We start from the raw sequence: 21,733 nt of genomic DNA, 5'->3' as shown, positions 1-21,733 counted from the left end.
CGGGGCGCCGCCGCTTCCCGGCCGGGTCGGTCACCGCCAGCGGCTCACCTCCACGTTCTCCAGGACGCCGAGCGCGTCCGGCACCAGCACCGCGGCCGAGTAGTAGGCCGTGACCAGGTAGGAGATGATCGCCTGCTCGTCGATGCCCATGAAACGCACGGAGAGGCTGGGCTCGATCTCGTCCGGGATACCGCTCTGCTGCAGTCCGATGACGCCCTGGTCGGACTCGCCCGTACGCATGCAGATGATCGAGGTGGTCCTGGCCTCGGTGATCGGGATCTTGCTGCAGGGGAAGATCGGCACTCCGCGCCAGGCGGGCACATGGTGGCCCGCGACCTCCACACTGTCGGGGACCAGACCGCGCCTGTTGCACTCGCGCCCGAAGGCCGCGATGGCACGCGGATGGGCGAGAAAGAGCTTCGACCCGCGACGCCGCGACAGCAGTTCGTCCATGTCGTCGGGGCCGGGCACGCCGTCGTGCGGCTGCAGCCGCTGTCCGTAGTCGCAGTTGTTCAGCAGTCCGAACTCGCGGTTGTTCACCAGCTCGTGCTCCTGGCGCTCGCGCAGCGCCTCGACCGTGAGCCGCAACTGCTGCTCGGTCTGGTTCATCGGCTGGTTGTAGAGGTCGGCGACCCGGCTGTGGACCTTCAGCACGGTCTGGGCGACGCTCAGTTCGTACTCGCGCGGGGCCGCTTCGTAGTCGACGTATGTGTGCGGCACGACGGGTTCGCCGACATGGCCGGCCGAGAGGTCGATCGCCGCCTCGCCGTACGCGTTGGTCCGCCGCTGCGGCAGGGCGCTGACCCCGGCCAGGTGCGTACGCAGCGATTCCGCGCGCACCGCCAGGTTCATCACGTCGGCCCTGGTCAGCACGAGGACGGTACAGGCGGTCGCGGCACGGGCCGTGAACTCCCAGGAGGCCTCCTCGTCGAGGAGCGTCTGGTCGCCGAAGTACGAGCCGTCGGCGAGGACGCCGAGGACCGCCTCGTCGCCGTACGGCCCGGTGCCGATCTTTTCCACCCGGCCGTGCGCCAGCAGATAGATCCGGTCGGCGGCCGAGCCCGCTTCGGCGAGCACCTCGCCGGCCGCGAACTCCTGCTGCTCACAGCGGTTCGCCAGCTCGGCGAGCGCCGCCTCGTCGGCGAAGTCCCGCAGGGCCGGCAGCTCGCCGAGTTCGGCGGGGATGACCACCACCCGGTCGCCGGTCTGCACGAACGTCACGCGGCCGTCGCCCACGGAGTAACTCAGTCGGCGGTTCACCCGGTAGGTGCCGCCCTGAACCTGCACCCACGGCAGCATGCGCAGCAGCCACCGGGAGGTGATCTCCTGCATCTGCGGGACGGACTTGGTGGTCGTCGCAAGGTTCCGCGCGGCGCCCGTACCGAGACTCTGCTGTGGCGTCTGCTGCTCGCCGATCTCGTCGCCGGCAGAACCAACCGAACCAACCGGACCAACCGACATGTGACTCCCTCTTCATCATGGATGTGACCTGCGCTGACAAGCCTTCATCACGGAGAGTCCCGATGCCATTACACAAATGGATGGGACTAGTTCGGCGTGGGCGGGGCATGTTGCGCGGCACTTCCAGCGGCACGCACGAGCATCTGGACGGCCGCTCCCCCCGGCTGACCGGATCGGCTCGCACGCCGTACGAACGAGTGGCCCTGCCACGGGAGTTGGGGTAAAAGCGCAGTACCGCGCATTCCGCGCAGTTCACCGCGGATCCCCAAGGAGATGGTCATGTCCCCACCCATGTCCGCAAACAGCTTCCTCGACGCACTTCGCGACGAAGGGCTCACAGTCGTCCAAGTCGGCGAATGGCGCACGCACAACCGCAACCACAAGGGCCCTTGGGGCCCCGTGCACGGCGTGATGATCCACCACACAGTCACCGAGGGCACCGCCAACACCGTCCGCATCTGCCGTGACGGCTTCGAGGCCCTGCCCGGGCCGCTGTGCCACGGGGTCATCGCCAAGAACGGCACGGTCCATCTCGTCGGCTACGGCCGCGCGAACCACGCGGGGCTCGGCGACGACGACGTACTGCGCGCCGTCATCGCGGAGAAGGCGCTGCCCCCGGACAACGAGGCGAACACCGACGGAAACCGTCATTTCTACGGCTTCGAATGCGAGAACCTCGGCGACGGCGAGGACCCGTGGCCCGAAGTCCAGCTGGACGCGATCGAGCGGGCGGCCGCGGCGATCTGCCGCCACCACGGCTGGACCGCGCGCTCGGTGATCGGCCACCTCGAATGGCAGCCGGGGAAGGTCGACCCGCGGGGCTTCACGATGAACTCCATGCGCGCACGCATCGACGAGCGCCTGAAGTGACATCGGACGTGACAATGGATGCGTGACCAGGGAAGCGCTCGACCCCACCACGGCCTTGCGGCCGCGACTGCCGTCGCCGCTGCAAGCGGTCGAGGACGAGCGCTTCGCCCGGCACGGCATACGTCTGCTGCTCAAGCGCGACGACCTGATCCACCCTGACCTCCCGGGCAACAAGTGGCGCAAACTCTCCCCGAACCTCGAGGCGGCGGCGGGCCGTCCCCTGCTCACGTTCGGCGGCGCCTACTCCAACCACCTCCGCGCCACGGCCGCGGCGGGCAGGGTGCTCGGCTTCCCGACGACAGGAATAGTCCGCGGCGACGAACTGACCGCCCGCCCCCTGAACTGGTCCCTGTCCCAGTGCGCGGCGGACGGCATGCATCTGCTCTTCGTCGACCGCGCGACGTACCGCGCGAAGAACACCCCGGACGTGCAAAGGCGCATCCTGTCGCTGGCCACGGCCGCACTGTCCGCGGGCCCCGCGCTCCCGGGAAGGGAGAGGGTGGGGGACATCTACGTCGTGCCCGAAGGCGGCAGCAACGCTCTCGCCGCCCGCGGCTGCGCCGCCCTCGGCCACGAGCTGCGCGGCCTCGCGGATGCCGTCGCCGTCGCCTGCGGCACCGGTGGGACCCTCGCGGGACTGGCCGCGGGGCTGGCCCCCGGACAGCGCGCCATCGGCTTCCCCGTCCTCAAGGGCGGCTTCCTCGGCGACGAGATACGCGCCCTCCAGCGCGACGCCTTCGGCGGACCCGCCGGCGCCTGGCGGCTCGACGAGCGCTTCCACTTCGGCGGATACGCCCGTACCACCCCCGAACTCACCGCCTTCGCCGAGGACTTCGAGGCCCGCCACCGCCTCCCCGTCGAGCGGATCTACGTCGCCAAGATGCTGTACGGGCTCCTCGCCCTCACCGAAGAAGGCGCCTTCCCGCCCGGCACGACGCTCGCCGCCGTCATCACCGGTCAGGAATCCTCGCGGTAGGCCGCCGCCTCCTCCAGATCCAGCCGGCGCAGCAGCGTACGCATCATCTCGTCGTCGATCCGCCGCTGGTCCCGCAGCTGTACGAAGACCTTTCGCTCGGTTTCGATCACCTCCCGCGCAAGACGCCGGTAGGTGTCGTCCAGCGACTCCCCTGTCACCTCGTTCACCGCCCCGAGCCGCTCCCAGACCGCGTTCCGCCGCCGTTCAAGGACCGCGCGCAGCCGGTCCACGAGCGGCTCCGGCAGCGTGTTGCGCTCGTCCGCGAGCAGCTCGTCCAGCCGCTGCTCCGCCGCCCGCGAGGCCTCACTCTGGGCCTGCGCCTCGGCCAGCGTCTCCGCGTACGCGTCGCGCCCCGGCAGCTTCAGCGCCCGGATCAGCGACGGCAGGGTGAGCCCCTGCACCACCAGCGTCCCGATCACGGTCGTGAAGGTCAGGAACAGCACCAGGTTCCGCGCCGGGAAGGGCTGGTCGTGCGCCGTCGCCAGCGGGATGGAGAAGGCGATCGCCAGTGAGACGACCCCGCGCATCCCCGCCCAGCCCACGATCACCGGCGCGGTCCAGCTGGTTTCCGGCTCGCGTTCCCTGATCCGCCGGAACAGCGCGCGCGGCAGGAACGTCGCCGGGAAGACCCACACGAAACGCACCACCACGACGGCCGCGAAGACCCCGACCGCGTACCAGAACGTCTCGCCGACGCTGTACCCGCCCAGGCCCTTGACCACATACGGCAACTGCAGGCCGATCAGCGCGAAGACGGAGGACTCCAGGATGAACGCGACCATCTTCCAGACCGCCGCCTCCTGCAGCCGGGTCGCGAAGTCGACCTGCCAGGCCCGGTGGCCGAGATAGAGCGCGACGACGACCACGGCGAGCACGCCGGACGCCCCGACCTGCTCGGCGGCGGAGTAGGCGACGAAGGGGATCAGCAGCGAGAGCGTGTTCTGCAGCAGTGCTTCCTTCAGATGGCTGCGCAGCCAGTGGATCGGCACCATCAGCACCAGGCCGACGAGGACGCCACCGATGGACGCCAGCGCGAACTCCTTGATGCCTCCGGCCCAGCTCGCGCCCTCGCCGACGGCCGCGGCGAGCGCCACCTTGAACGCGGTGATCGCGGTCGCGTCGTTCACCAGGGACTCGCCCTGCAGGATGGTGGTGATCCGGGTCGGCAGCCCGAGACGACGGGCGATCGCGGTCGCGGCGACGGCGTCCGGTGGCGCGACGACCGCGCCGAGCACCAGCGCGGCGGTCAGCGGCAGATCGGGCACAAGAAGATGGGCGAGGTAACCCACCGCGAGAGTCGCGAAAAGGACATAGCCGACCGAGAGCAGCGCGATGGGCCGCAGATTCGCGCGCAGATCGAGGTACGAGCTGTCGACCGCGGCCTTGTACAGCAGCGGCGGCAGCACCAGCGGCAGCACGATGTCCGGGTCGAGCGTGTAGTCCGGCACCCCGGGCACATACGCGCCGATCAGTCCCAGCGTCACCAGCAACAGCGGCGCCGGGATCGGAGTTCTGCGGGCCGCCCCGGCGATCGCGGCGCTCGCCGCGATCAGCGCCACCAGTGGCAATGCGTCCATCTCGCCGTCCCCCACGTCCGTCCGTGCGTCCGTCGCCAACGTCGTAATCTGGCAATCATGAGCGAGTGTCCGCACATAGCCGAACTCCCCCACCCCGAGCCGGTCCCGCTGAGCGAGACCTGCCCGGAGTGTCTGGCGAGGGGCAGTCATCCCGTACAGCTGCGGATCTGCCTGTCCTGCGGCCATGTCGCCTGCTGTGACTCCTCGCCCCACCAGCACGCGAGCGCACACTTCGAGGAGACGGGGCATCCGGTGATGCGAAGCTTCGAGCCAGGTATGCCCTGGCGTTGGTGCTTCGTGGACGGTTCGATCGTCTGACGCGTGGGTACGTCAACCCTCCGCTGATTCCTCTCAATTGGGCGCCGCAGACCTCTAGCCACTGTGTGTACTCATATGCTTACCATGAGTGACAGCTACCGACTGGGGTCCCGGCGACAGGGCACCATGGATCGCGATAGCGTCGCCGGGCAGTACCGGCTACGTATCGAGTACGTAGCGACGGCTTCGGGATCACCCTCCCGTAGCCCCGATTGAGCTTGTGCCACCTTGGAGGTGAGGGTGTCCCAGATCGCAGGCGAGCCCGGGACTCAGGACTTCGTGGAAGTCCGGCTGCCCGCTGCGGGTGCCTACCTGTCCGTGCTGCGTACGGCCACGGCCGGTCTCGCAGCGCGCTTGGACTTCACCCTCGACGAGATCGAGGATCTGCGGATCGCGGTCGACGAGGCGTGCGCGATCCTGCTCCAGCAGGCCGTCCCCGGTTCCGTCCTCAGCTGCGTGTTCCGGCTCGTCGACGACTCGCTCGAGGTGACGGTCTCGGCCCCGACGACCGACGGCCGGGCGCCGGAGCGCGACACATTCGCCTGGACGGTGCTCTCGGCACTGGCCGGAAAGGTCGACTCATCGGTCGCCGATGACCGTACGGTCTCCATCAGCCTGTACAAACAGCGCGGCGCGGGACCCGGGCCGGCGTGAGGAACGGGGACGGTCCGGTGCGGAACGAGCCGCCCGCAGTGACGGGCATCCCGGAACAGCAGGCCCGGCCGCACCCGGAGGTGGACGGACTTGACGGCCAGACGGCCGCGGCGGAGCAGGCGCAGGCAGAGCAGGCGGATCGTATGAGCGAGCACGTGCACGAGAAGCAGCACCACGATCCACATGACCGCAGCGGGGCGCGGGTGATGTTCATCGAGCTGCGCAAGCTGCCCGACGGCTCGCCGGAGCGGGCGGAGCTGCGCAACCAGCTGGTGCGGATGCATCTGCCGCTGGTGGAGCATCTGGCGCGGCGCTTCCGCAACCGCGGCGAGCCGCTGGACGATCTCACGCAGGTGGCGACGATCGGCCTGATCAAGTCGGTGGACCGGTTCGACCCGGAGCGCGGCGTCGAGTTCTCGACGTACGCGACGCCGACGGTGGTGGGCGAGATCAAGCGCCACTTCCGCGACAAGGGCTGGGCGGTACGGGTTCCGCGCCGCCTGCAGGAGCTGCGGCTCGCGCTGACCACGGCGACGGCGGAGCTGTCGCAGCAGCACGGCCGCTCCCCGACGGTCCACGAGCTGGCCCACCGCCTGGGCATCTCGGAGGAGGAGGTCCTGGAGGGCCTGGAGTCCGCGAACGCGTACTCGACGCTGTCCCTGGACGTTCCCGACACGGACGACGAGTCACCGGCGGTGGCTGACACGCTGGGCGCGGAGGACGAGGCGCTGGAGGGGGTGGAGTACCGGGAGTCCTTGAAGCCGCTGCTGGAGGACCTTCCACCCCGGGAGAAGCGGATTCTGCTCCTTCGCTTCTTCGGCAACATGACCCAGTCCCAGATCGCGCAGGAGGTGGGCATCTCGCAGATGCACGTCTCCCGCCTGCTGGCCCGCACGCTGGCGCAACTGCGCGAAAAGCTCCTGGTCGAGGAGTGACACCCCGCCGCGTCCCCGGTGCCGCCGGGGACGCGGGTCATCGCCGGACAGGACCTTTACGCGTCGCGCGGGCCGGCGCCCCGGACGCCCAGCGCCTGTGTCGTGGTCGGGCTCACCAGCAGCACCAGCCCGGTTACCGCCACTGCCGCCAGCACGATCCCCACCGGGATCAGCGCCCCCGACGCCCGCAGCAGCGTCCACGCCGGGATCAGCGACATCAGATGCGTGATGATCGCCGGGCCCCGGCTCCAGCTGCGCCGCCTCAGCAGCCCCCGCGCCGCGATCAGCGGAATCGCGCCGAGTGCAATCAGCGTCACCCCGCCCATCCCGGCCTGCGACGAGTTGTCCGGCCGTCCGAGCAGCCCCATCACCAGCATGTAGACGCCGCCCGCGACCAGTGCCAGGCCTTCCAGACCGGACACCGCCGCCGCGACGGCAATACGGGCAGGGCGGGGGGTCTGGTCAGTGCTCACCCCAGCAGGGTAGCCGTCGGGCGAAGCCCTGGGCTGAGTCAGGTATCACCCACTGGGTACGCTGCTGGGCATGCGCGCACTTCTTGTGGTCAATCCGGCAGCAACCACCACCAGTGCCCGCACCCGTGACGTACTCATCCACGCTCTGGCCAGCGAGATGAAGCTCGAGGCCGTCACCACGGAGTACCGCGGGCACGCCCGCGACCTCGGCCGCCGGGCCGCCGAGTCCGACGACATCGAGCTCGTTGTGGCCCTCGGCGGAGACGGCACCGTGAACGAGGTCGTCAACGGCCTGCTCCACCACGGCCCCGACCCCGAACGCCTCCCCCGCCTCGCCGTCGTCCCCGGCGGCTCGACGAATGTCTTCGCCCGCGCCCTGGGTCTGCCGAACGACGCCGTCGAGGCGACCGGCGCGATCCTGGACGCGCTGCGTGACCGCACCGAGCGGACGATCGGCCTCGGTCTCGCCGCCGGCACCCCCGGCTCGGAGGACGAGGCGGCCCCGGACCGCTGGTTCACCTTCTGCGCCGGGTTCGGCTTCGACGCGGGTGTCATCGGCCGGGTCGAGCAGCAGCGGGAGAGAGGCAAGCGGTCCACGCACGCCCTTTACCTGCGCCAGGTGGCGCGCCAGTTCCTGGACGAGCCCCGCCGCCGGCACGGCACCATCACCCTGGAGCGACCCGGCCAGGAGCCGATCAGCGATCTCGTGCTCTCCATAATCTGCAACACCGCCCCCTGGACCTACCTGGGCAACCGCCCGGTGTACGCGTCCCCGGACGCCTCCTTCGACACGGCCCTCGACGTGCTCGCGCTGGACAGACTCTCGACCCCGGCCGTGGCCCGTTACGCGACCCAGCTGCTCACTTCCACCCCCGAGCGCGGCCCGCGCGGCAAGCACGCCGTCGCTCTGCATGACCAGACGGACTTCACCTTGAATTCAAAGGTTCCGCTCCCGTTCCAGATGGACGGTGACCACCTAGGGCTCCGCACCAGCGTGACGTTCACAGGCGTACGCCGTGCACTGCGTGTGATTGTGTGAGTAGAAGGGCCGTAGGGCCTTTATCTCGAACGTACGGACTGGGCTCCACCCCATAGAAGTACGGCTGTGACCTAGTCGACACCGAGGAATCAAAAAAAAGTTTCCGGAAGGGGTTGTATCCGCCGCCGAGGTTTGCGAATCTCTACATGGCGATCGGGACGGCCCGCAGCATCGGCCCCACAGACCGCCAGAACCCCTCCCAAACCTCAGGACCACGCCAGTGCAACTGGCAGTCGGCCCTTCCGTTACGGAGGGATTCGTGAAAGCGTTCACATTCACAAGCAACCCGCATGTAATACCAAGGAGAGGTAGCAGCCATGGACTGGCGTCACAACGCCGTTTGTCGTGAGGAAGACCCCGAGCTGTTCTTCCCCATCGGCAACACCGGTCCTGCGCTGCTGCAGATCGAGGAAGCCAAGGCCGTCTGCCGTCGCTGCCCCGTCATGGAGCAGTGCCTGCAGTGGGCGCTCGAGTCCGGCCAGGACTCCGGCGTCTGGGGTGGCCTCAGCGAGGACGAGCGCCGCGCCATGAAGCGCCGTGCCGCTCGCAACCGGGCGCGTAACGCCAGCGCCTGATGCCCCAAGCCTGAGCTCTGGCGGCGCGTACAGCGAGTACGCACTCACCGCCCCCGAGCCGCAGCGCGCAGTACCCCCGATGCGCATCGCAACGTGAGCTTCGAGCCCCGGACCGTTCACCACGGTCCGGGGCTCATCGCTTTTTCCGTTGCTGCGCGCCCTGGACTACTTCGAGCCCTGGACGGGGATGTCGAGCACCACCCGGGTGCCACGGCCCGGCTCCGGCACCCGGACCATGTCGAAGGTGCCGCCCAACTCCCCCTCCACCAGGGTTCGTACGATCTGCAGTCCCAGATTGCCGGCCCGCTGCGCGTCGAAGCCCTCGGGCAGCCCGCAGCCGTCGTCCTGGACCGTGATCAGCAGCCGGCTGTCCGCGCGCGGGTCGCCGCGTACGGCCGAGACCTCGACCGAGCCGTGCTCCTCCTGCGGGAAGGCGTGTTCCAGCGCGTTCTGCAGCACCTCGGTCAGGACCATCGCGAGCGGCGTCGCGACCTCGGCGTCGAGGATGCCGAAGCGACCCGTACGGCGGCAGTCGACCTTGCCCGGTGAGATCTCCGAGACCATCGCGATGACCCGGTCGGCGATCTCGTCGAACTCGACGCGCTCGTCCAGGTTCTGGGAGAGGGTCTCGTGGACGATCGCGATCGAACCGACGCGCCGTACCGCCTCGTTGAGCGCCTCGCGGCCCTGTGCGGAATCCATCCGGCGGGCCTGCAGCCGCAGCAGGGCGGCGACCGTCTGGAGGTTGTTCTTCACCCGGTGATGGATCTCCCGGATGGTCGCGTCCTTGGTGATCAACTCGCGTTCACGACGGCGCAGTTCGGTGACATCACGCAGGAGTACGAGAGAGCCGATCCGGGTGCCCTTGGGCTTGAGCGGGATGGCGCGCAGCTGGATGACGCCGCCGTTGCCCTCGACCTCGGTCTCGCGGGGCGCGTAGCCGCTGGCCAGTTTGACAAGGGCCTCGTCGACCGGGCCGCGGGAGGGGGCGAGTTCGGCGGTGGTCTGGCCGAGGTGGTGTCCGACGAGGTCGGACGCGAGGCCGAGGCGGTGGTAGGCGGAGAGGCCGTTGGGGCTCGCGTACTGGACGACGCCATCCGCGTCGAGCCGGATCAGCCCGTCGCCGACGCGCGGCGAGGCGTCCATGTCGACCTGCTGACCAGGGAAGGGGAACGATCCTGCGGCGATCATCTGGGCGAGGTCGGAGGCGGACTGCAGGTAGGTGAGCTCCAGCCGGGACGGGGTACGCACGGTCAGCAGATTCGTATTGCGGGCGATGACACCGAGGACGCGGCCCTCCCGGCGCACGGGGATGGACTCGACCCGTACCGGAACCTCCTCGCGCCACTCCGGGTCGCCCTCGCGCACGATCCGCCCCTCGTCGAGCGCGGCGTCGAGCAGCGGGCGCCGGCCGCGGGGCACGAGATGGCCGACCATGTCGTCCTGATAGGAGGTGGGGCCGGTGTTGGGCCGCATCTGGGCCACGGATACATACCGGGTGCCGTCACGGGTGGGGACCCACAGAACGAGGTCGGCGAAGGAAAGGTCGGAGAGCAGCTGCCACTCCGAGACCAGCAGATGGAGCCACTCGAGGTCTGATTCACTGAGGGCTGTGTGCTGACGTACGAGGTCGTTCATGGAGGGCACATCTGTGAGCCTACCTGGGGGTAAACCTGGTGAGCCGGGCGCCCGTGGTGGAGGATGGGCCCGCAACTATGCTCGGCAGATGGATGGACATCCGAGAATGGTCTAGTCCACAATGAGTATATGAAGCCTCCGCCCTCCCCGCACAGGAGGGTGGACCGAGGTACCCGGCGCTCTCTGCCCTTGACTGCGTCGAGGCCTCCCTCACGGCCGCGCGGGACCGCACACCTGCCGGCCGTAGCAACTCCGGGCTGCGGTGCCGGACGGGTTGAGGGTCCCGTCACGGCGCCGCGGCCCGCGGGTTTTTGTGCGGGGGCTTATTCGTGCGGCCGAGCCGCACAATCCAGCCTCGCCGGCGCTGGGGTCCCCCCACGCGCAGGGGGCCGGGGGCGGAGCCCGCGCGGGTCAGTGCGTTTCCGTCACCTTCGCCAGCGCCCTCGGCGCATCCGGGTCCTGACCCCGCGCAATCGTCACCTCGTACGCCAGGCGCTGCAGCGGCAGGATTTCCAGGATCGGCTGGAGTTCCTCCGGGACTGACTCCGTCGGCAGGACAAAGCCCGCCGACGCCGCCTCCACCTGCGGGCGGGGGCCCACCACCACCAGGTCCGCGCCGCGGCCGCGGAGGCGGTCGAGGACCGGTTGGAGCGCCTCGCCCCCCTTGCCGTCCGTGACCACCGCGATCACCGGGGAGATGTTGTCCACCATCGCCAGCGGGCCGTGCAGCAGGTCCGCGCCCGAGTACGAAAGGGCCGGGATGTAGCTCGTCTCCATCAGCTTCAGCGCGGCTTCCTTCGCCGTGGGGTAGCCGTAACCCCGCGACGTGATCACCATCCGCTCGGCGAAGCGGTAACGCGACGCCAGGTGCCGTACCTCGTCCTGGCGGGTCAGCACCTGGGACGCGAGGTCGGGCAGTGCCTTCGCCGCCGCACCGTCGCCGCCCCGCAGCCCCTCCACCAGCAGATAGAGGGCCAGCAGCGACGCGGTGTACGTCTTCGTCGCCGGAAGCGCCTTCTCCGGACCGGCCAGGATGTCGATGTGGAATTCGGAGACCGCCGCCAGCGGCGAGTCCGGGTTGTTCGTGACCGCCAGCGTGATCGCACCCGCGTCCCGCGCCGCCTTGGTCGAGGCCACCAGGTCGGGTGAGCCGCCGGACTGGCTGACCGAGATGACCAGGACATCCGTCAGGTCGGGCCGCGCGCCGTACGCCGTCGTCGTGGACATGGAGGTCAGCCCGCACGGCAGACCCAGCTGGATCTCCAGCAGATACTTCGCGTAGAGCGCGGCGTTGTCGGACGTGCCACGCGCCGTGAGCAGCACGAACCGCGGCCGGCGCGCCGCGATCGCCGTCGCCGCCTCGCGGATCCTCGGCGCGCCCTTTTCCAGAATGCGCCGCAGCACCGTCGGCTGCTCTGCCATCTCACCAGCCATGATCCGGCCCGGCTGTTCGGACATGCGGGGTGCCTCCATGTGGCATTCCTCGTGCACGATCCGCGACGGTCAGGCCCCGGCGCCCTTGCCGGTGATGACCTCCGCGGCGGCCCGTCCGCAGACGCGGGCGGCGCCATGGGTCGCGATGTGCAGGGCCCCCCTCGGCTCCGCCCGGTCCAGCCCCATCTCGACCACGACCGTGTCGGGACGGGCCGCGAGCAGGGCGTCCAGAGCGTCCGCCATCCAGGGGTGGCGGTGAACGTCGCGCACTACAGCGACGATCCTACGGTCCCCCGCAACACCCAGCACATCTGCTGACAAAGAGGAACTATCGGCCGAGGCGTCATACGTGTCCGTCGTCGTGCCCGGCAGCAGCGCCGCCAGCTCCGCCGCCACACCCCACGGAGTCTCGTCCCCCACCGCGATGTTCGCGCCGGAAGTGAAGGCCGCGACGTAGGGCCCACTCGTCAGCGGCTCGTACGGCTGCGGTCCCACCGTCACCCGTACCGCCCGCCGCGCCGCCACCAGCCCGATGTCGGAGCCGGGCGCGGTCCCCTCCTCCTGTGAAGCCACGCCCGGCTCCGCTGCGGCCCCCCTTACCCGTCGCGTCCAGTCGGCGAGGGCGCGCACCCGCGCCGCCGCGTCGGCCAGCCGCTCCTCGGGCAGTTCGCCGTCCCGTACCGCCGCGACCAGCGCGTCGCGCAGTCGCAGTACGGTCTCCTCGTCGGACAGGCCGCCGCCGACGCAGATCGCGTCGGCTCCCGCGGCGATCGCGAGGACGGAGCCACGCTCGATGCCGTACGTCGAGGAGATGGCCTGCATCTCCATGCCGTCGGTGACGATCAGGCCTTCGTAGCCCAGCTCTTCGCGCAGCAGACCGGTGAGGATCTGCGGGCTCAGTGTTGCCGGGCGGTTCGGATCGAGCGCGGGAAGCAGGATATGCGCGCTCATCACCGCTTTGGAACCCGCCGCGATCGCCGCGCGGAAAGGCACCAGCTCACGGGCGTGCAGAGTGTCGAGATCCACATCGATCCGGGGCATCGCATGGTGCGAGTCCACATTGGTGTCCCCATGTCCCGGGAAGTGCTTGGTACATGCGGCGACTCCGGCGGCCTGGAGGCCTTCGACGTACGCGACGGTGTGCCGGGCGGCGAGCGCGGTGTCCGCGCCGAAGGACCGCACACCGATGACCGGGTTGTCGGGGTTGGAGTTGATGTCGGCGGACGGCGCCCAGTTGAGATTGACCCCGCATTCGGCGAGCCTGCGGCCGAGTTCACGGGCGACGGCCCGGGTGAGTTCCGTGTCGTCCACCGTGCCCAGCGCATAGTTGCCGGGGAAGGAGGAGCCGGTGCGCACCTCCAGACGGGTGACGTCCCCGCTCTCCTCGTCGATCGCGACCAGCACATCGTCCCGCTCGGCCCTCAACTGTGCGGTGAGGGCGGCCAGTTGACCTGCTGAAACGATATTGCGACCGAACAGGCCGACGGCGGAGAGACCTTCGCCGATCCGGCGCAGCAGCCACTCCGGTGCGGTCGTGCCGACGAAGCCGGGCTGGAGGACGGCGAGGGCGTCGCGGGTCAGGGTGTCCGAGGATCCACGTACGAGAGTCGTCATGAGTCGGCGTTATCCCTTCACTGCGCCGGCCGTCAGACCTGCGGCCATCTTGCGCTGGACGAGGAGGAAGAGGATCACGATGGGGACGGCCATCATCGTGGCGCCGGCCATCATGGGGGCGTACTCGGTGCCGTTCTTGGTGGTGAAGTTGCCGAGCCACACGGTCGCGGTCTGGTTCTGCTGGCTCATCAGCATCAGCGCGTAGAGATACTCGTTCCACGCCTGGATGAAGCCGTAGACCGAGGTGGCGACCATGCCCGGGGCGAGCAGCGGAAAGACCACCCGGACGAAGGCGCCGGTGCGGGTGCAGCCGTCGACCATCGCCGCCTCTTCCAGCTCCCTCGGAATGTTGACGATGAATCCGCGCAGCGTCCACACCGTGAAGGGGAGGATGAAGGTCAGGTACGTGATGATCAGGCCGGTGAGCTTGTCGTACTGACCAAGGTCGTTGAGCAGCAGGAAGACCGGGATGATCATGGCGACCAGCGGGATCATCTGGACCGCGAGAATGCCGACGATCACGATCTTGCGGCCGCGGAAGGCGAACCGCGAGATGGCGAGCGCGGCCAGCATGCCGACGGCGATACCGATGACGACCACGACCAGCGACACGATGAGGCTGCGCCCGACCGGACCCCAGAAATCGGCGATGTCCAGGGCACGCCGGAAGTTCTCCGTCGTGAAGACGTTCGGGAAGAAGTGCGGGTTGGGGTCGATGGCGTCCTTGGCCGGCTTGAACGCCGTGTTCAGCATCCAGTAGACCGGGAAGCCCGCGGTGACGAAGACAAGGAGGCCGAGCAGATTCCAGCCGACCTTGCTCGTGCGGGGGCGACGGGGGGCGGCGGGAGCCGCGTTGGTCGAGGTCACGCCGCTTCGTACGTTCACTGCGCTCACTCGACTTCTCCGATCTTGAGCATCTGGCGCATATAGACCGCGACCACGCCGAGCAGCAGGATCACGGTGACGAGGGCGATGGCCGAGCCCGTGCCGTAGTCGTTGACGACGAACGCCTTGTCGTACGAGTACGTGGTCAGGAGCTGGAACTCGGCCTCGGGGTGACCGTTGCGCATCACGAAGACCTGCGGGAAGACGCCCATGTCCCAGATCACCGACAGCGTCGTCAGCATGACGACGATGGGCTTGAGGATCGGCAGGGTGACGAAGCGGAAGACACCCCAGGCGCCGGCGCCGTCGAGGCGGGCCGCCTCCTCCAGCTCCTTGGGCACCTGGGTGAGGCCGGCGCTCAGCGTGATGACGACGAAGGGCACGGCGCCCCAGACGACGAGCAGGATGATCACGGCCAGGCCCTGGGGGCCGCTGGCGAACCAGTTGTGTCCGACCATGTCGACGCCGGGAAGCCGGGACAGCAGCCAGTTGAGTACGCCGTAGTCCGCGTCGAAGAGCCACTTGAAGATGGCGGTGGCCACGATGATGGGCATGCCCCAGCTCGCCACCAGGGCGATGTTGATCAGCGTCTTGACCCAGCCGGAGACCCGCTGGAGCAGCAGGGCGATCAGCATGCCGATGACCATCGTCAGGACCACGGCGCTGACCGCGAAGACCGCGGTCCGCACGACGACGGTCCAGAACTCGCTGTCCCCGAGGATCGCGGAGAAGTTGCCGAAGCCGACCGACTCCGGGTCCTTGAAGCCCCACAGCTGCGGCTGTCCGAACTTCTGGAAGGAGAGCGTGACCAGCCGCACCAGCGGATAGCCGAGGACCAGCAGCAGGATGAGGAGGCAGGGCGCGAGCAGCAGCCAGGGCACCCCGGCCCCGCCCGTTGTCGGCTTCTTGTCCGGCCTCCGGGGGTTTGCGGCCGCGTTTCTCGGCGGTGATTGCCGCGTGGGCGGCACCTTGGCGGTGGTTGTCTCTGCGGCACTCATCCCGTGCTCCTCAGCGGTCCCTCTCCCGGTACGGTGTCTGGGGGTGTCTTGTGGATCTTGCCGGGCTTGCGTGCCCTGGCACGCACTCCCCCGTAGCCCTTCGGGCACGGGAGGTACCCCCACGCTGCGTTGTCGTCAGTCGCCGACGCTCCGCGTCGACTCCTTCCTCCGCCTTGCGATCGCACGCACCAGACCCCGCTCACTGATCCGGCCCGATCCACAAGAAACCCCCGCAGGGCCCCGTCCATGCGACGGGGCCCTGCCCACAGGTCACTTGGTGTTGATGACCTTGTCGATCGCGGCGTCCGCGGCCTTCGCGGCCTCCTCGACCGACTTCTTGCCGGTACCGATCTCCTGCAGCATGGTCTTGAGGGTCTGGGCCTTCTCGACCTGGCCCCAGCCCGGTGCCATCGGCACGAACCAGTTGGACTCGGCGGCGGTGGCCGGGACCACCGTCTTCGGGTCGTTCTTCAGGGTCGCCAGGTCCGTCTTGTTGTTGGGCAGGTTGCCCTTGGCGAGCAGCCCCTTCTGGCCCTGGGTGCCGGTGAAGGCGTTGATCCACTCGGCCGCGACGTCCTGCGCCTTGGACTTGACCGGGACGGCGAGGTCGGAGCCGCCGAGGAAGACGGGCAGCGGCTTGCCGGACGGGCCGGGCATCACGAAGTTCTCGAGCTTGTCGGCGAGTTTGCCGACCTTGTCGTTCTTCGGATCGGCGGCGGTGCCACCCTCCCAGGCCGCGCTGAAGATGGTCGCGGACTTGCCCTGGCCGAAGACGACGGGACGGTCGGCCTCGTCCTTCGTCTTGTCGCCGTGCATGTACTTGTCGAGGATCGACTTGTACTCATTGAGGCCCTTGAGGGACTCGGGCGAGGAGAGGTTGGCCTTCCACTTGTCGCCGTCCTTCTTGGCGATGGAGCCACCGGCGTCGTACACGAAGGACATCGCGGCGTACCAGTCCGGCGAAGGCTGGTACCAGGCGCTGAACTTGTCTCCCTTCTTCTCCTGGATCTTGTCCAGGGCGGCGGTGAGTTCGGCGTACGTCTTGGGGGCGGCCTTCACGCCGGCCTCGGCGGCGATGTCCTTGCGCCAGGTGCCCACGCGGCCACCGGCGTAGTAGGGGACACCGTAGGTCTTGCCCTCGTACTGGGTGGACTCCTTGAGGCCGTCCAGCCATGCGTCCGACTGCTCGAACTTCTTCGGGTCGACCTCGGCGAAGGCGCCCTTCACCATGTAGCCGAGCATCTCGGTGTTGCCCATCTCGACAACGTCCGGCGCCTTGTCGGTGGCGAGTACGGCGTCAAGCTTGGTGTTCTTGTCCGGCCAGCCGTAGTACTCGTGCTTGATCTTGATCCCGGGGTGCTTCTTGACGACCGCGTCGTCGGCCGCCTTCACCAGTTCGGGCCAGTTGTTCTGGGCGTCGACGGTGAGCCAGACGGTCAGTTCCTTGGCGTCGCCGCCGGCCTTGTCCCCGCCCTTGTCCGAATCACCACAGGCCGCAAGGCCGATCATCATGCCCGCGACGCCTATCGCCGCGATGAGCTTGCGCTTCACGCCACCCTCCTCAGGGATGCCTGCAACCCCTGCCCACCGCAAAGACATACGACGAGTACTACTCGTGGGGCTGGGACCTGGCCTTTAATGGTTTAGACCAGTACCGGGAGCTTGGCCTAGACCTTTAGGGGTGTCAAGGGTGTATAAGAAGGGCAGTCGGGTCCGTTATCGGACCGACACCTGAGGGAGGGCAACGAGCCGTGACCGGAGCGTGCCACCATGTGAGCCGCAACAGACGGAGGAGCCGGTGACGGCAGCACAGGAGTCGGGAAGGCGGGCCATGACCACGGACGGGGGCAGCACGGACAACGAGGGCGGGGCACAGACGCGTACCGCACGGGTGCCCAAGTACTACCGGCTCAAGCGCCACTTGCTCGATATGACCGAAACCCTGCCCCCGGGCACGCCGGTGCCGCCCGAGCGCACGCTCGCGGCGGAGTTCGACACCTCGCGTACGACGGTGCGGCAGGCGCTCCAGGAGCTGGTCGTCGAGGGCCGCCTCGAGCGCATCCAGGGCAAGGGCACGTTCGTGGCCAAGCCCAAGGTCTCGCAGGCCCTGCAGCTCACCTCGTACACCGAGGACATGAAGGCCCAGGGCCTGGAGCCCACCTCGCAGCTGCTCGACATCGGGTACGTCACGGCCGACGACACGCTGGCCGGGCTGCTCGACATCTCGGCGGGCGGGCGGGTCCTGCGGATCGAGCGGCTGCGGCTCGCGAGCGGCGAGCCGATGGCGATCGAGACGACGCATCTGTCGGCGAAGCGCTTCCCGGCGCTGCGGCGGTCGCTGGTCAAGTACACCTCGCTGTACACCGCGCTGGCGGAGGTGTACGACGTCCATCTGGCCGAGGCCGAGGAGACGATCGAGACCTCGCTGGCCACTCCGCGCGAGGCGGGTCTGCTGGGTACGGACGTGGGCCTGCCGATGCTGATGCTCTCGCGCCACTCACTGGACGCACAGGGCGAGCCGGTGGAGTGGGTGCGCTCGGTGTACCGCGGCGACCGGTACAAGTTCGTGGCGAGGCTTCAGCGGCCGAAGGACTGACACGGCGGCCGGCCGGGCTTCAGCGCCCGAAGGACTGAGCGTGCGCGTGGTGTGGCGCGGGTCGCCCTACTGCTCTACGGTCCTCCAGTCATCGCATGCGACGGGAGGACCTCCGGTGCGCTCTGCACACCCACGAACCCTCGTTACCGCCGATTCGTTGCCGTACCGATATACCGACGGGGGGTGACGGTACGCGAAACCCTCGCTTAGATTTCCTGCCCATTACAACTGGTGACAGGTGAGGGGACGGAGTCGCTGTATGTCCGAAGTGACCGATGAGAAACGAGCCTTGATCACGCCAGTGCGCGTGGTCGTCGCCCTCTGCCTCTTCGCGCCCTTTGTGGCGATGCTCTGGGTCGGCTCCTACGCGAAGATCGAACCGAAGTTCATCGGCATTCCGTTCTTCTACTGGTACCAGATGCTCTGGGTGCTGATCTCCACCGTGCTCACCATGGTCGCTTACAAGCTGTGGCAGCGCGACCAGCGCGCCCACAAGGGGGGTGCGTCGAAGTGAAGGACGGCGTGAACGGCGTCGCGCTCGCCGTCTTCATCTTCTTCTTCCTGGCCGTCACGGTCATGGGCTTCCTGGCCGCGCGCTGGCGCCGGGCCGAGGCCGACAGCCTCGACGAATGGGGCCTCGGCGGCCGGTCGTTCGGCACCTGGGTCACCTGGTTCCTGCTCGGCGGCGACCTGTACACGGCGTACACCTTCGTGGCCGTGCCCGCGGCGATCTACACGGCGGGCGCGGCGGGCTTCTTCGCCGTGCCGTACACGATTCTCGTCTATCCGCTGATCTTCACCTTCCTGCCGCGGCTGTGGTCGGTGTCGCACAAGCACGGTTACGTCACCACCTCGGACTTCGTCCGCGGGCGGTGGGGCTCGAAGAGCCTGTCGCTGGCGGTCGCGGTCACCGGCATCCTCGCGACGATGCCCTACATCGCCCTCCAGCTGGTCGGCATCCAGGCGGTGCTCGACGTGATGGGCATCGGCGGCGGCGAGACCACGAACTGGTTCGTGAAGGACCTGCCGTTGCTGATCGCCTTCGGCGTGCTGGCGGCGTACACGTACTCCTCCGGCCTGCGGGCACCGGCGCTGATCGCGTTCGTCAAGGACACCCTGATCTACATCGTCATCGCGGTGGCGATCATCTACATCCCGATCAAGCTGGGCGGCTTCGACGAGATCTTCACAAAGGCGGGGGATGCGTTCGCGCAGATCAACCCGGTGACCGAGAAGCCACGTGGCGCGTTGGCGCCGGGCGAGGCGGGCCAGTGGGGTTACGCCACGCTCGCGCTCGGCTCGGCGCTCGCGCTCTTCATGTATCCGCACTCGATCACGGCGACGCTCTCGTCCCGCAGCCGTGAGGTCATCCGGCGCAACACGACGATCCTGCCGCTGTACTCGCTGATGCTGGGGCTGCTGGCGCTGCTCGGCTTCATGGCGATCGCGGCGGGTGTGAACGTGAAGAACGGGCAGCTGGCGATCCCGCAGCTGTTCGAGAACATGTTCCCGGACTGGTTCGCGGGTGTCGCCTTCGCGGCGATCGGCATCGGCGCGCTGGTACCGGCGGCGATCATGTCGATCGCGGCGGCGAATCTGTTCACCCGCAACATCTACAAGGACTTCATCAAACCGGACGCCACTCCGGCGCAGGAGACCAAGGTCTCCAAGCTGGTGTCGCTCCTGGTGAAGGTGGGCGCGCTGGTCTTCGTCCTGACGATGGACAAGACCGTGGCCATCAACTTCCAGCTCCTGGGCGGCATCTGGATCCTGCAGACCTTCCCCTCACTGGTGGGCGGCCTGTTCACCCGCTGGTTCCACCGGTGGGCGCTGCTGGCGGGCTGGGCGGTCGGCATGATCTACGGCACGGCGGCCGCGTACGGAGTCGCAAGCCCGACCCAGAAGCACTTCGGCGGCTCGTCGGCGGAGATCCCGGGCATCGGGGAGATCGGCTACATCGGCCTCACCGCGTTCGTGCTGAACGTGGCGGTGACGGTGGTCCTGACGTTTGTGCTGCGGGCGGCGAAGGCTCCGGAGGGTGTGGACGAGACGTCCCCGTCGGACTTCACGGCGGACGCCGGCGACCCGGGCGTCCAGGTGGAACTGCCGCCGGCGACGGCGGGCACGGCGACGCACTGAGCCGTCACCGAGCCGCCTCACCGGTCGAGGGCCGTCGCGCTTCCCACGGGAAAGCGCGGCGGCCCTCGTCGTTCCTGCGAAAGAATGCGCGTATGAGACGTGGTTCGAGCTTGTCGCTGCTTCTGCTGCTGCCCCTCGCCCTTGCCGGCTGCGGTTCGGAGGTGGCGGCCAACAGCGGCTCGCGGGGCGGCGACGGCACGGGGAGCAACAGCGGTCCGGTGCCCGAGAGGTCCGCGCTCGAGGCGCGCGCCCGCGCGCTGCAGACCCTGCCCGAGCATGTGTATGTGACCCGGTCCGACGGCTTCGAGCTGGCGCGGCAGTCCGTGGGTGTCCTCGGCGGCGACGGCTTCTCGGCCACATATGTCTCCAAGACCGGCGGGCAGATCACTCTCGCCGTCGACCGGGGCACGGTGGACGACGCGAACTGCGCCGCAATCCCCATGGGTTCGGCCACGGGCGCGGACGGCCCCGTCGGCCTACCCTGCGCGAAGGACGGTAAAGGTTGGTACCGCACCTCGGACAGCGGCCATGAGTACGTCCGTACGGAGAACGGTCTGCGGATCCAGATCAGCGCCGGCACTCAGGTGGAGCGCGATGTGCTGCGCAAGGCCGCCGAGGCGGCCCATCTCGCCGACGACCGTGAGCTGGACGAGGTGCTGCCCCCGGCCGAGGACATCGGCGGACAGACGCCCGTGGAACGCGGCGACCTGCCCCCGGCCGGCGACGGCGCCCCCAACAATGAGGTGGGCGTGAGCGGTTGATCCGGTCCACACTGCGCCCATGGACATCGCCATCAGGGCAGTGCGGCCGAAGGAGTACACCGAACTGGGCGAGATCGTCGCCCAGGCGTATCTGGGCGACGGGCTGCTGGACTTCGGCGAGGACGATTCGTATCTGCCTGTGCTGCGGGATGTGGCGCGGCGGGCCGCCGAGGCCGAGGTGCTCGTCGCCGTCGACGGTCGCGGCCGCCTGCTCGGTGGCGTGACCTTTGTCTCGGGCGGCGGGGCGTGGGCCGATGTCGCCCAGGACGACGAGGCCGAGTTCCGGATGCTCGCCGTCGCGGAACACGCCCGTGGGCGGGGTGCCGGCGAGGCCCTTGTGCGGGCGTGCGTCGAGCGCGCCCGGGGCGTCGCGGGGTGCAGGCGGCTCGTGTTGTCGACGCAACGCAGCATGCTCGCGGCCCACCGGATCTACGAGCGACTCGGCTTCGTCCGGACACCCGAGCGGGACTGGGAGCCGATTCTCGGGATAACCCTGCTGACGTACGCGTTGGAGCTGTAGCCGCCCCGACACAACATGTGGTGGGTGCGGCAACTCCCCGCCCCCACATGTATGCTCATGCTCGCTGTCGCCGCAGGGGAATCCGGTGCGAATCCGGAACTGTCCCGCAACGGTGTGCTGTGGTGTGCTTTGTCGCACCCCATCAGTCCGAAGACCTGCCGACGGCGCATCCGGCTCGACCGAACCGGGTGCCGAGACGTCCGGGCCTCGCGGTTGGGTCGGTGGACGCCGTGCGGTGTGCTGCCTTTCCGGGTACGTACGCCTCCGCGG

General features: G+C 68.8%; 20 protein-coding genes, 1 pseudogene and 1 riboswitch. Of the genes and pseudogenes, 12 read left to right on the top strand and 9 right to left on the bottom strand.

Translation table 11 applies throughout. The annotated features are described in order from the left end of the window. Positions 1-30 precede the first annotated feature (30 nt). A complete protein-coding gene (locus ACQEVG_RS25915) occupies positions 31-1,461 on the bottom strand; it encodes a family 2B encapsulin nanocompartment shell protein (RefSeq protein WP_432988025.1) in 1,431 nt (476 codons plus the stop codon). Between the two features lie 279 nt (positions 1,462-1,740). Between ACQEVG_RS25915 and ACQEVG_RS25910 the strand changes: the two genes are divergently transcribed. Further along, positions 1,741-2,331 (top strand): N-acetylmuramoyl-L-alanine amidase, encoded by a 591-nt coding sequence (locus ACQEVG_RS25910; RefSeq protein ID WP_432988022.1) that lies wholly within the window; start codon positions 1,741-1,743, stop codon positions 2,329-2,331. 22 nt (positions 2,332-2,353) lie between these two features. Next, entirely contained in the window at positions 2,354-3,307 is a 954-nt protein-coding gene (locus ACQEVG_RS25905; RefSeq protein WP_432988020.1) for a 1-aminocyclopropane-1-carboxylate deaminase/D-cysteine desulfhydrase, read from the top strand. Here ACQEVG_RS25905 and ACQEVG_RS25900 read toward each other — a convergent pair. Next, on the bottom strand, positions 3,289-4,884 hold the full coding sequence (locus ACQEVG_RS25900; RefSeq protein WP_432992910.1) for a Na+/H+ antiporter: 1,596 nt from the start codon (positions 4,882-4,884) through the stop codon (positions 3,289-3,291). The two genes, ACQEVG_RS25905 and ACQEVG_RS25900, sit on opposite strands and share 19 nt — an antisense overlap. 57 nt (positions 4,885-4,941) lie before the next feature. Between ACQEVG_RS25900 and ACQEVG_RS25895 the strand changes: the two genes are divergently transcribed. The 3 genes and pseudogenes from ACQEVG_RS25895 to ACQEVG_RS25885 form a co-directional block, all read left to right on the top strand. Continuing rightward, complete coding sequence (locus tag ACQEVG_RS25895) at positions 4,942-5,202, top strand: UBP-type zinc finger domain-containing protein (RefSeq protein ID WP_432988018.1); 261 nt, start codon at positions 4,942-4,944, stop codon at positions 5,200-5,202. Between the two features lie 240 nt (positions 5,203-5,442). Next, positions 5,443-5,856: an anti-sigma regulatory factor gene (locus ACQEVG_RS25890; protein WP_018845530.1), complete on the top strand. Its 414-nt coding sequence runs from the start codon at positions 5,443-5,445 to the stop codon at positions 5,854-5,856. Beyond that, positions 5,805-6,791: pseudogene (locus ACQEVG_RS25885) on the top strand (RNA polymerase sigma factor SigF); the annotation flags it as partial. The gene ACQEVG_RS25890 and the pseudogene ACQEVG_RS25885, both read left to right, overlap by 52 nt. 56 nt (positions 6,792-6,847) lie before the next feature. Here ACQEVG_RS25885 and ACQEVG_RS25880 read toward each other — a convergent pair. After that, positions 6,848-7,264 carry a hypothetical protein gene (locus tag ACQEVG_RS25880; protein WP_432988015.1) on the bottom strand — a complete coding sequence of 139 codons (417 nt, stop codon included), beginning with the start codon at positions 7,262-7,264 and terminating at the stop codon, positions 6,848-6,850. 70 nt (positions 7,265-7,334) lie between these two features. Between ACQEVG_RS25880 and ACQEVG_RS25875 the strand changes: the two genes are divergently transcribed. Together ACQEVG_RS25875 and ACQEVG_RS25870 are read left to right on the top strand one after the other, a co-directional pair. Beyond that, the gene (locus ACQEVG_RS25875) at positions 7,335-8,303 is read left to right on the top strand and encodes a diacylglycerol/lipid kinase family protein (RefSeq protein ID WP_432988012.1); all 969 of its coding nucleotides are present in this window, start codon (positions 7,335-7,337) and stop codon (positions 8,301-8,303) included. A gap of 317 nt (positions 8,304-8,620) precedes the next feature. Beyond that, a complete protein-coding gene (locus ACQEVG_RS25870; RefSeq protein ID WP_003953983.1) occupies positions 8,621-8,878 on the top strand; it encodes a WhiB family transcriptional regulator in 258 nt (85 codons plus the stop codon). Positions 8,879-9,043: 165 nt separating this feature from the next. Here the strand turns inward: ACQEVG_RS25870 and ACQEVG_RS25865 are convergent, their stop codons facing one another. From ACQEVG_RS25865 to ACQEVG_RS25840, 6 genes are all read right to left on the bottom strand, one after another. Further along, a complete protein-coding gene (locus ACQEVG_RS25865) occupies positions 9,044-10,516 on the bottom strand; it encodes a sensor histidine kinase (protein WP_432992907.1) in 1,473 nt (490 codons plus the stop codon). Positions 10,517-10,927: 411 nt separating this feature from the next. Then, a complete protein-coding gene (locus ACQEVG_RS25860; protein WP_432988009.1) occupies positions 10,928-11,974 on the bottom strand; it encodes an SIS domain-containing protein in 1,047 nt (348 codons plus the stop codon). Between the two features lie 45 nt (positions 11,975-12,019). Next, positions 12,020-13,564, bottom strand: a complete 1,545-nt coding sequence (locus ACQEVG_RS25855) for a glycoside hydrolase family 3 protein (RefSeq protein WP_432988006.1) — start codon at positions 13,562-13,564, stop codon at positions 12,020-12,022. A gap of 9 nt (positions 13,565-13,573) precedes the next feature. Further along, complete coding sequence (locus ACQEVG_RS25850; RefSeq protein ID WP_432992904.1) at positions 13,574-14,431, bottom strand: carbohydrate ABC transporter permease; 858 nt, start codon at positions 14,429-14,431, stop codon at positions 13,574-13,576. A gap of 23 nt (positions 14,432-14,454) precedes the next feature. Then, positions 14,455-15,447 (bottom strand): carbohydrate ABC transporter permease, encoded by a 993-nt coding sequence (locus tag ACQEVG_RS25845; RefSeq protein ID WP_432988003.1) that lies wholly within the window; start codon positions 15,445-15,447, stop codon positions 14,455-14,457. Between the two features lie 270 nt (positions 15,448-15,717). Then, complete coding sequence (locus tag ACQEVG_RS25840; protein WP_432988000.1) at positions 15,718-16,998, bottom strand: extracellular solute-binding protein; 1,281 nt, start codon at positions 16,996-16,998, stop codon at positions 15,718-15,720. A gap of 280 nt (positions 16,999-17,278) precedes the next feature. On the opposite strand from ACQEVG_RS25840, the gene ACQEVG_RS25835 reads away from it, so the two are divergent. The 5 genes from ACQEVG_RS25835 to ACQEVG_RS25815 all read left to right on the top strand — a co-directional run bounded on the left by ACQEVG_RS25835 (position 17,279) and on the right by ACQEVG_RS25815 (position 21,463). After that, positions 17,279-18,043, top strand: a complete 765-nt coding sequence (locus ACQEVG_RS25835) for a GntR family transcriptional regulator (protein ID WP_432992901.1) — start codon at positions 17,279-17,281, stop codon at positions 18,041-18,043. A gap of 259 nt (positions 18,044-18,302) precedes the next feature. Further along, positions 18,303-18,557 carry a DUF3311 domain-containing protein gene (locus ACQEVG_RS25830; RefSeq protein WP_432987998.1) on the top strand — a complete coding sequence of 85 codons (255 nt, stop codon included), beginning with the start codon at positions 18,303-18,305 and terminating at the stop codon, positions 18,555-18,557. Further along, the gene (gene mctP / locus ACQEVG_RS25825; RefSeq protein ID WP_432987995.1) at positions 18,554-20,182 is read left to right on the top strand and encodes a monocarboxylate uptake permease MctP; all 1,629 of its coding nucleotides are present in this window, start codon (positions 18,554-18,556) and stop codon (positions 20,180-20,182) included. Before ACQEVG_RS25830 ends, mctP begins: the two co-directional genes overlap by 4 nt. 92 nt (positions 20,183-20,274) lie before the next feature. Further along, the gene (locus ACQEVG_RS25820; protein ID WP_432987993.1) at positions 20,275-20,943 is read left to right on the top strand and encodes a hypothetical protein; all 669 of its coding nucleotides are present in this window, start codon (positions 20,275-20,277) and stop codon (positions 20,941-20,943) included. Between the two features lie 19 nt (positions 20,944-20,962). Further along, complete coding sequence (locus tag ACQEVG_RS25815) at positions 20,963-21,463, top strand: GNAT family N-acetyltransferase (protein ID WP_432987990.1); 501 nt, start codon at positions 20,963-20,965, stop codon at positions 21,461-21,463. 51 nt (positions 21,464-21,514) lie between these two features. Beyond that, positions 21,515-21,640: riboswitch (cobalamin riboswitch) on the top strand. The last annotated feature ends 93 nt before the right edge of the window (positions 21,641-21,733 follow it).

It is taken from the genome of Streptomyces sp. CA-135486, assembly GCF_050936555.1.
Taxonomy (GTDB): domain Bacteria; phylum Actinomycetota; class Actinomycetes; order Streptomycetales; family Streptomycetaceae; genus Streptomyces.
Note: the sequence above shows the minus strand (reverse complement) of the source record. Positions and strands in the feature narration are given on the sequence as shown.

What these genes read in the sequence shown, in the direction of transcription:
- ACQEVG_RS25915 (WP_432988025.1), bottom strand. Translation starts at nt 1,461, where the DNA reads ATGTCGGTTGGTCCGGTTGGTTCGGTTGGTTCTGCCGGCGACGAGATC.
- ACQEVG_RS25910 (WP_432988022.1), top strand. Translation starts at nt 1,741, where the DNA reads ATGTCCCCACCCATGTCCGCAAACAGCTTCCTCGACGCACTTCGCGAC.
- ACQEVG_RS25900 (WP_432992910.1), bottom strand. Translation starts at nt 4,884, where the DNA reads ATGGACGCATTGCCACTGGTGGCGCTGATCGCGGCGAGCGCCGCGATC.
- ACQEVG_RS25895 (WP_432988018.1), top strand. Translation starts at nt 4,942, where the DNA reads ATGAGCGAGTGTCCGCACATAGCCGAACTCCCCCACCCCGAGCCGGTC.
- ACQEVG_RS25875 (WP_432988012.1), top strand. Translation starts at nt 7,335, where the DNA reads ATGCGCGCACTTCTTGTGGTCAATCCGGCAGCAACCACCACCAGTGCC.
- ACQEVG_RS25870 (WP_003953983.1), top strand. Translation starts at nt 8,621, where the DNA reads ATGGACTGGCGTCACAACGCCGTTTGTCGTGAGGAAGACCCCGAGCTG.
- ACQEVG_RS25865 (WP_432992907.1), bottom strand. Translation starts at nt 10,516, where the DNA reads ATGAACGACCTCGTACGTCAGCACACAGCCCTCAGTGAATCAGACCTC.
- ACQEVG_RS25860 (WP_432988009.1), bottom strand. Translation starts at nt 11,974, where the DNA reads ATGTCCGAACAGCCGGGCCGGATCATGGCTGGTGAGATGGCAGAGCAG.
- ACQEVG_RS25855 (WP_432988006.1), bottom strand. Translation starts at nt 13,564, where the DNA reads ATGACGACTCTCGTACGTGGATCCTCGGACACCCTGACCCGCGACGCC.
- ACQEVG_RS25845 (WP_432988003.1), bottom strand. Translation starts at nt 15,447, where the DNA reads ATGAGTGCCGCAGAGACAACCACCGCCAAGGTGCCGCCCACGCGGCAA.
- ACQEVG_RS25835 (WP_432992901.1), top strand. Translation starts at nt 17,279, where the DNA reads ATGACCACGGACGGGGGCAGCACGGACAACGAGGGCGGGGCACAGACG.
- ACQEVG_RS25830 (WP_432987998.1), top strand. Translation starts at nt 18,303, where the DNA reads ATGTCCGAAGTGACCGATGAGAAACGAGCCTTGATCACGCCAGTGCGC.
- ACQEVG_RS25820 (WP_432987993.1), top strand. Translation starts at nt 20,275, where the DNA reads ATGAGACGTGGTTCGAGCTTGTCGCTGCTTCTGCTGCTGCCCCTCGCC.
- ACQEVG_RS25815 (WP_432987990.1), top strand. Translation starts at nt 20,963, where the DNA reads ATGGACATCGCCATCAGGGCAGTGCGGCCGAAGGAGTACACCGAACTG.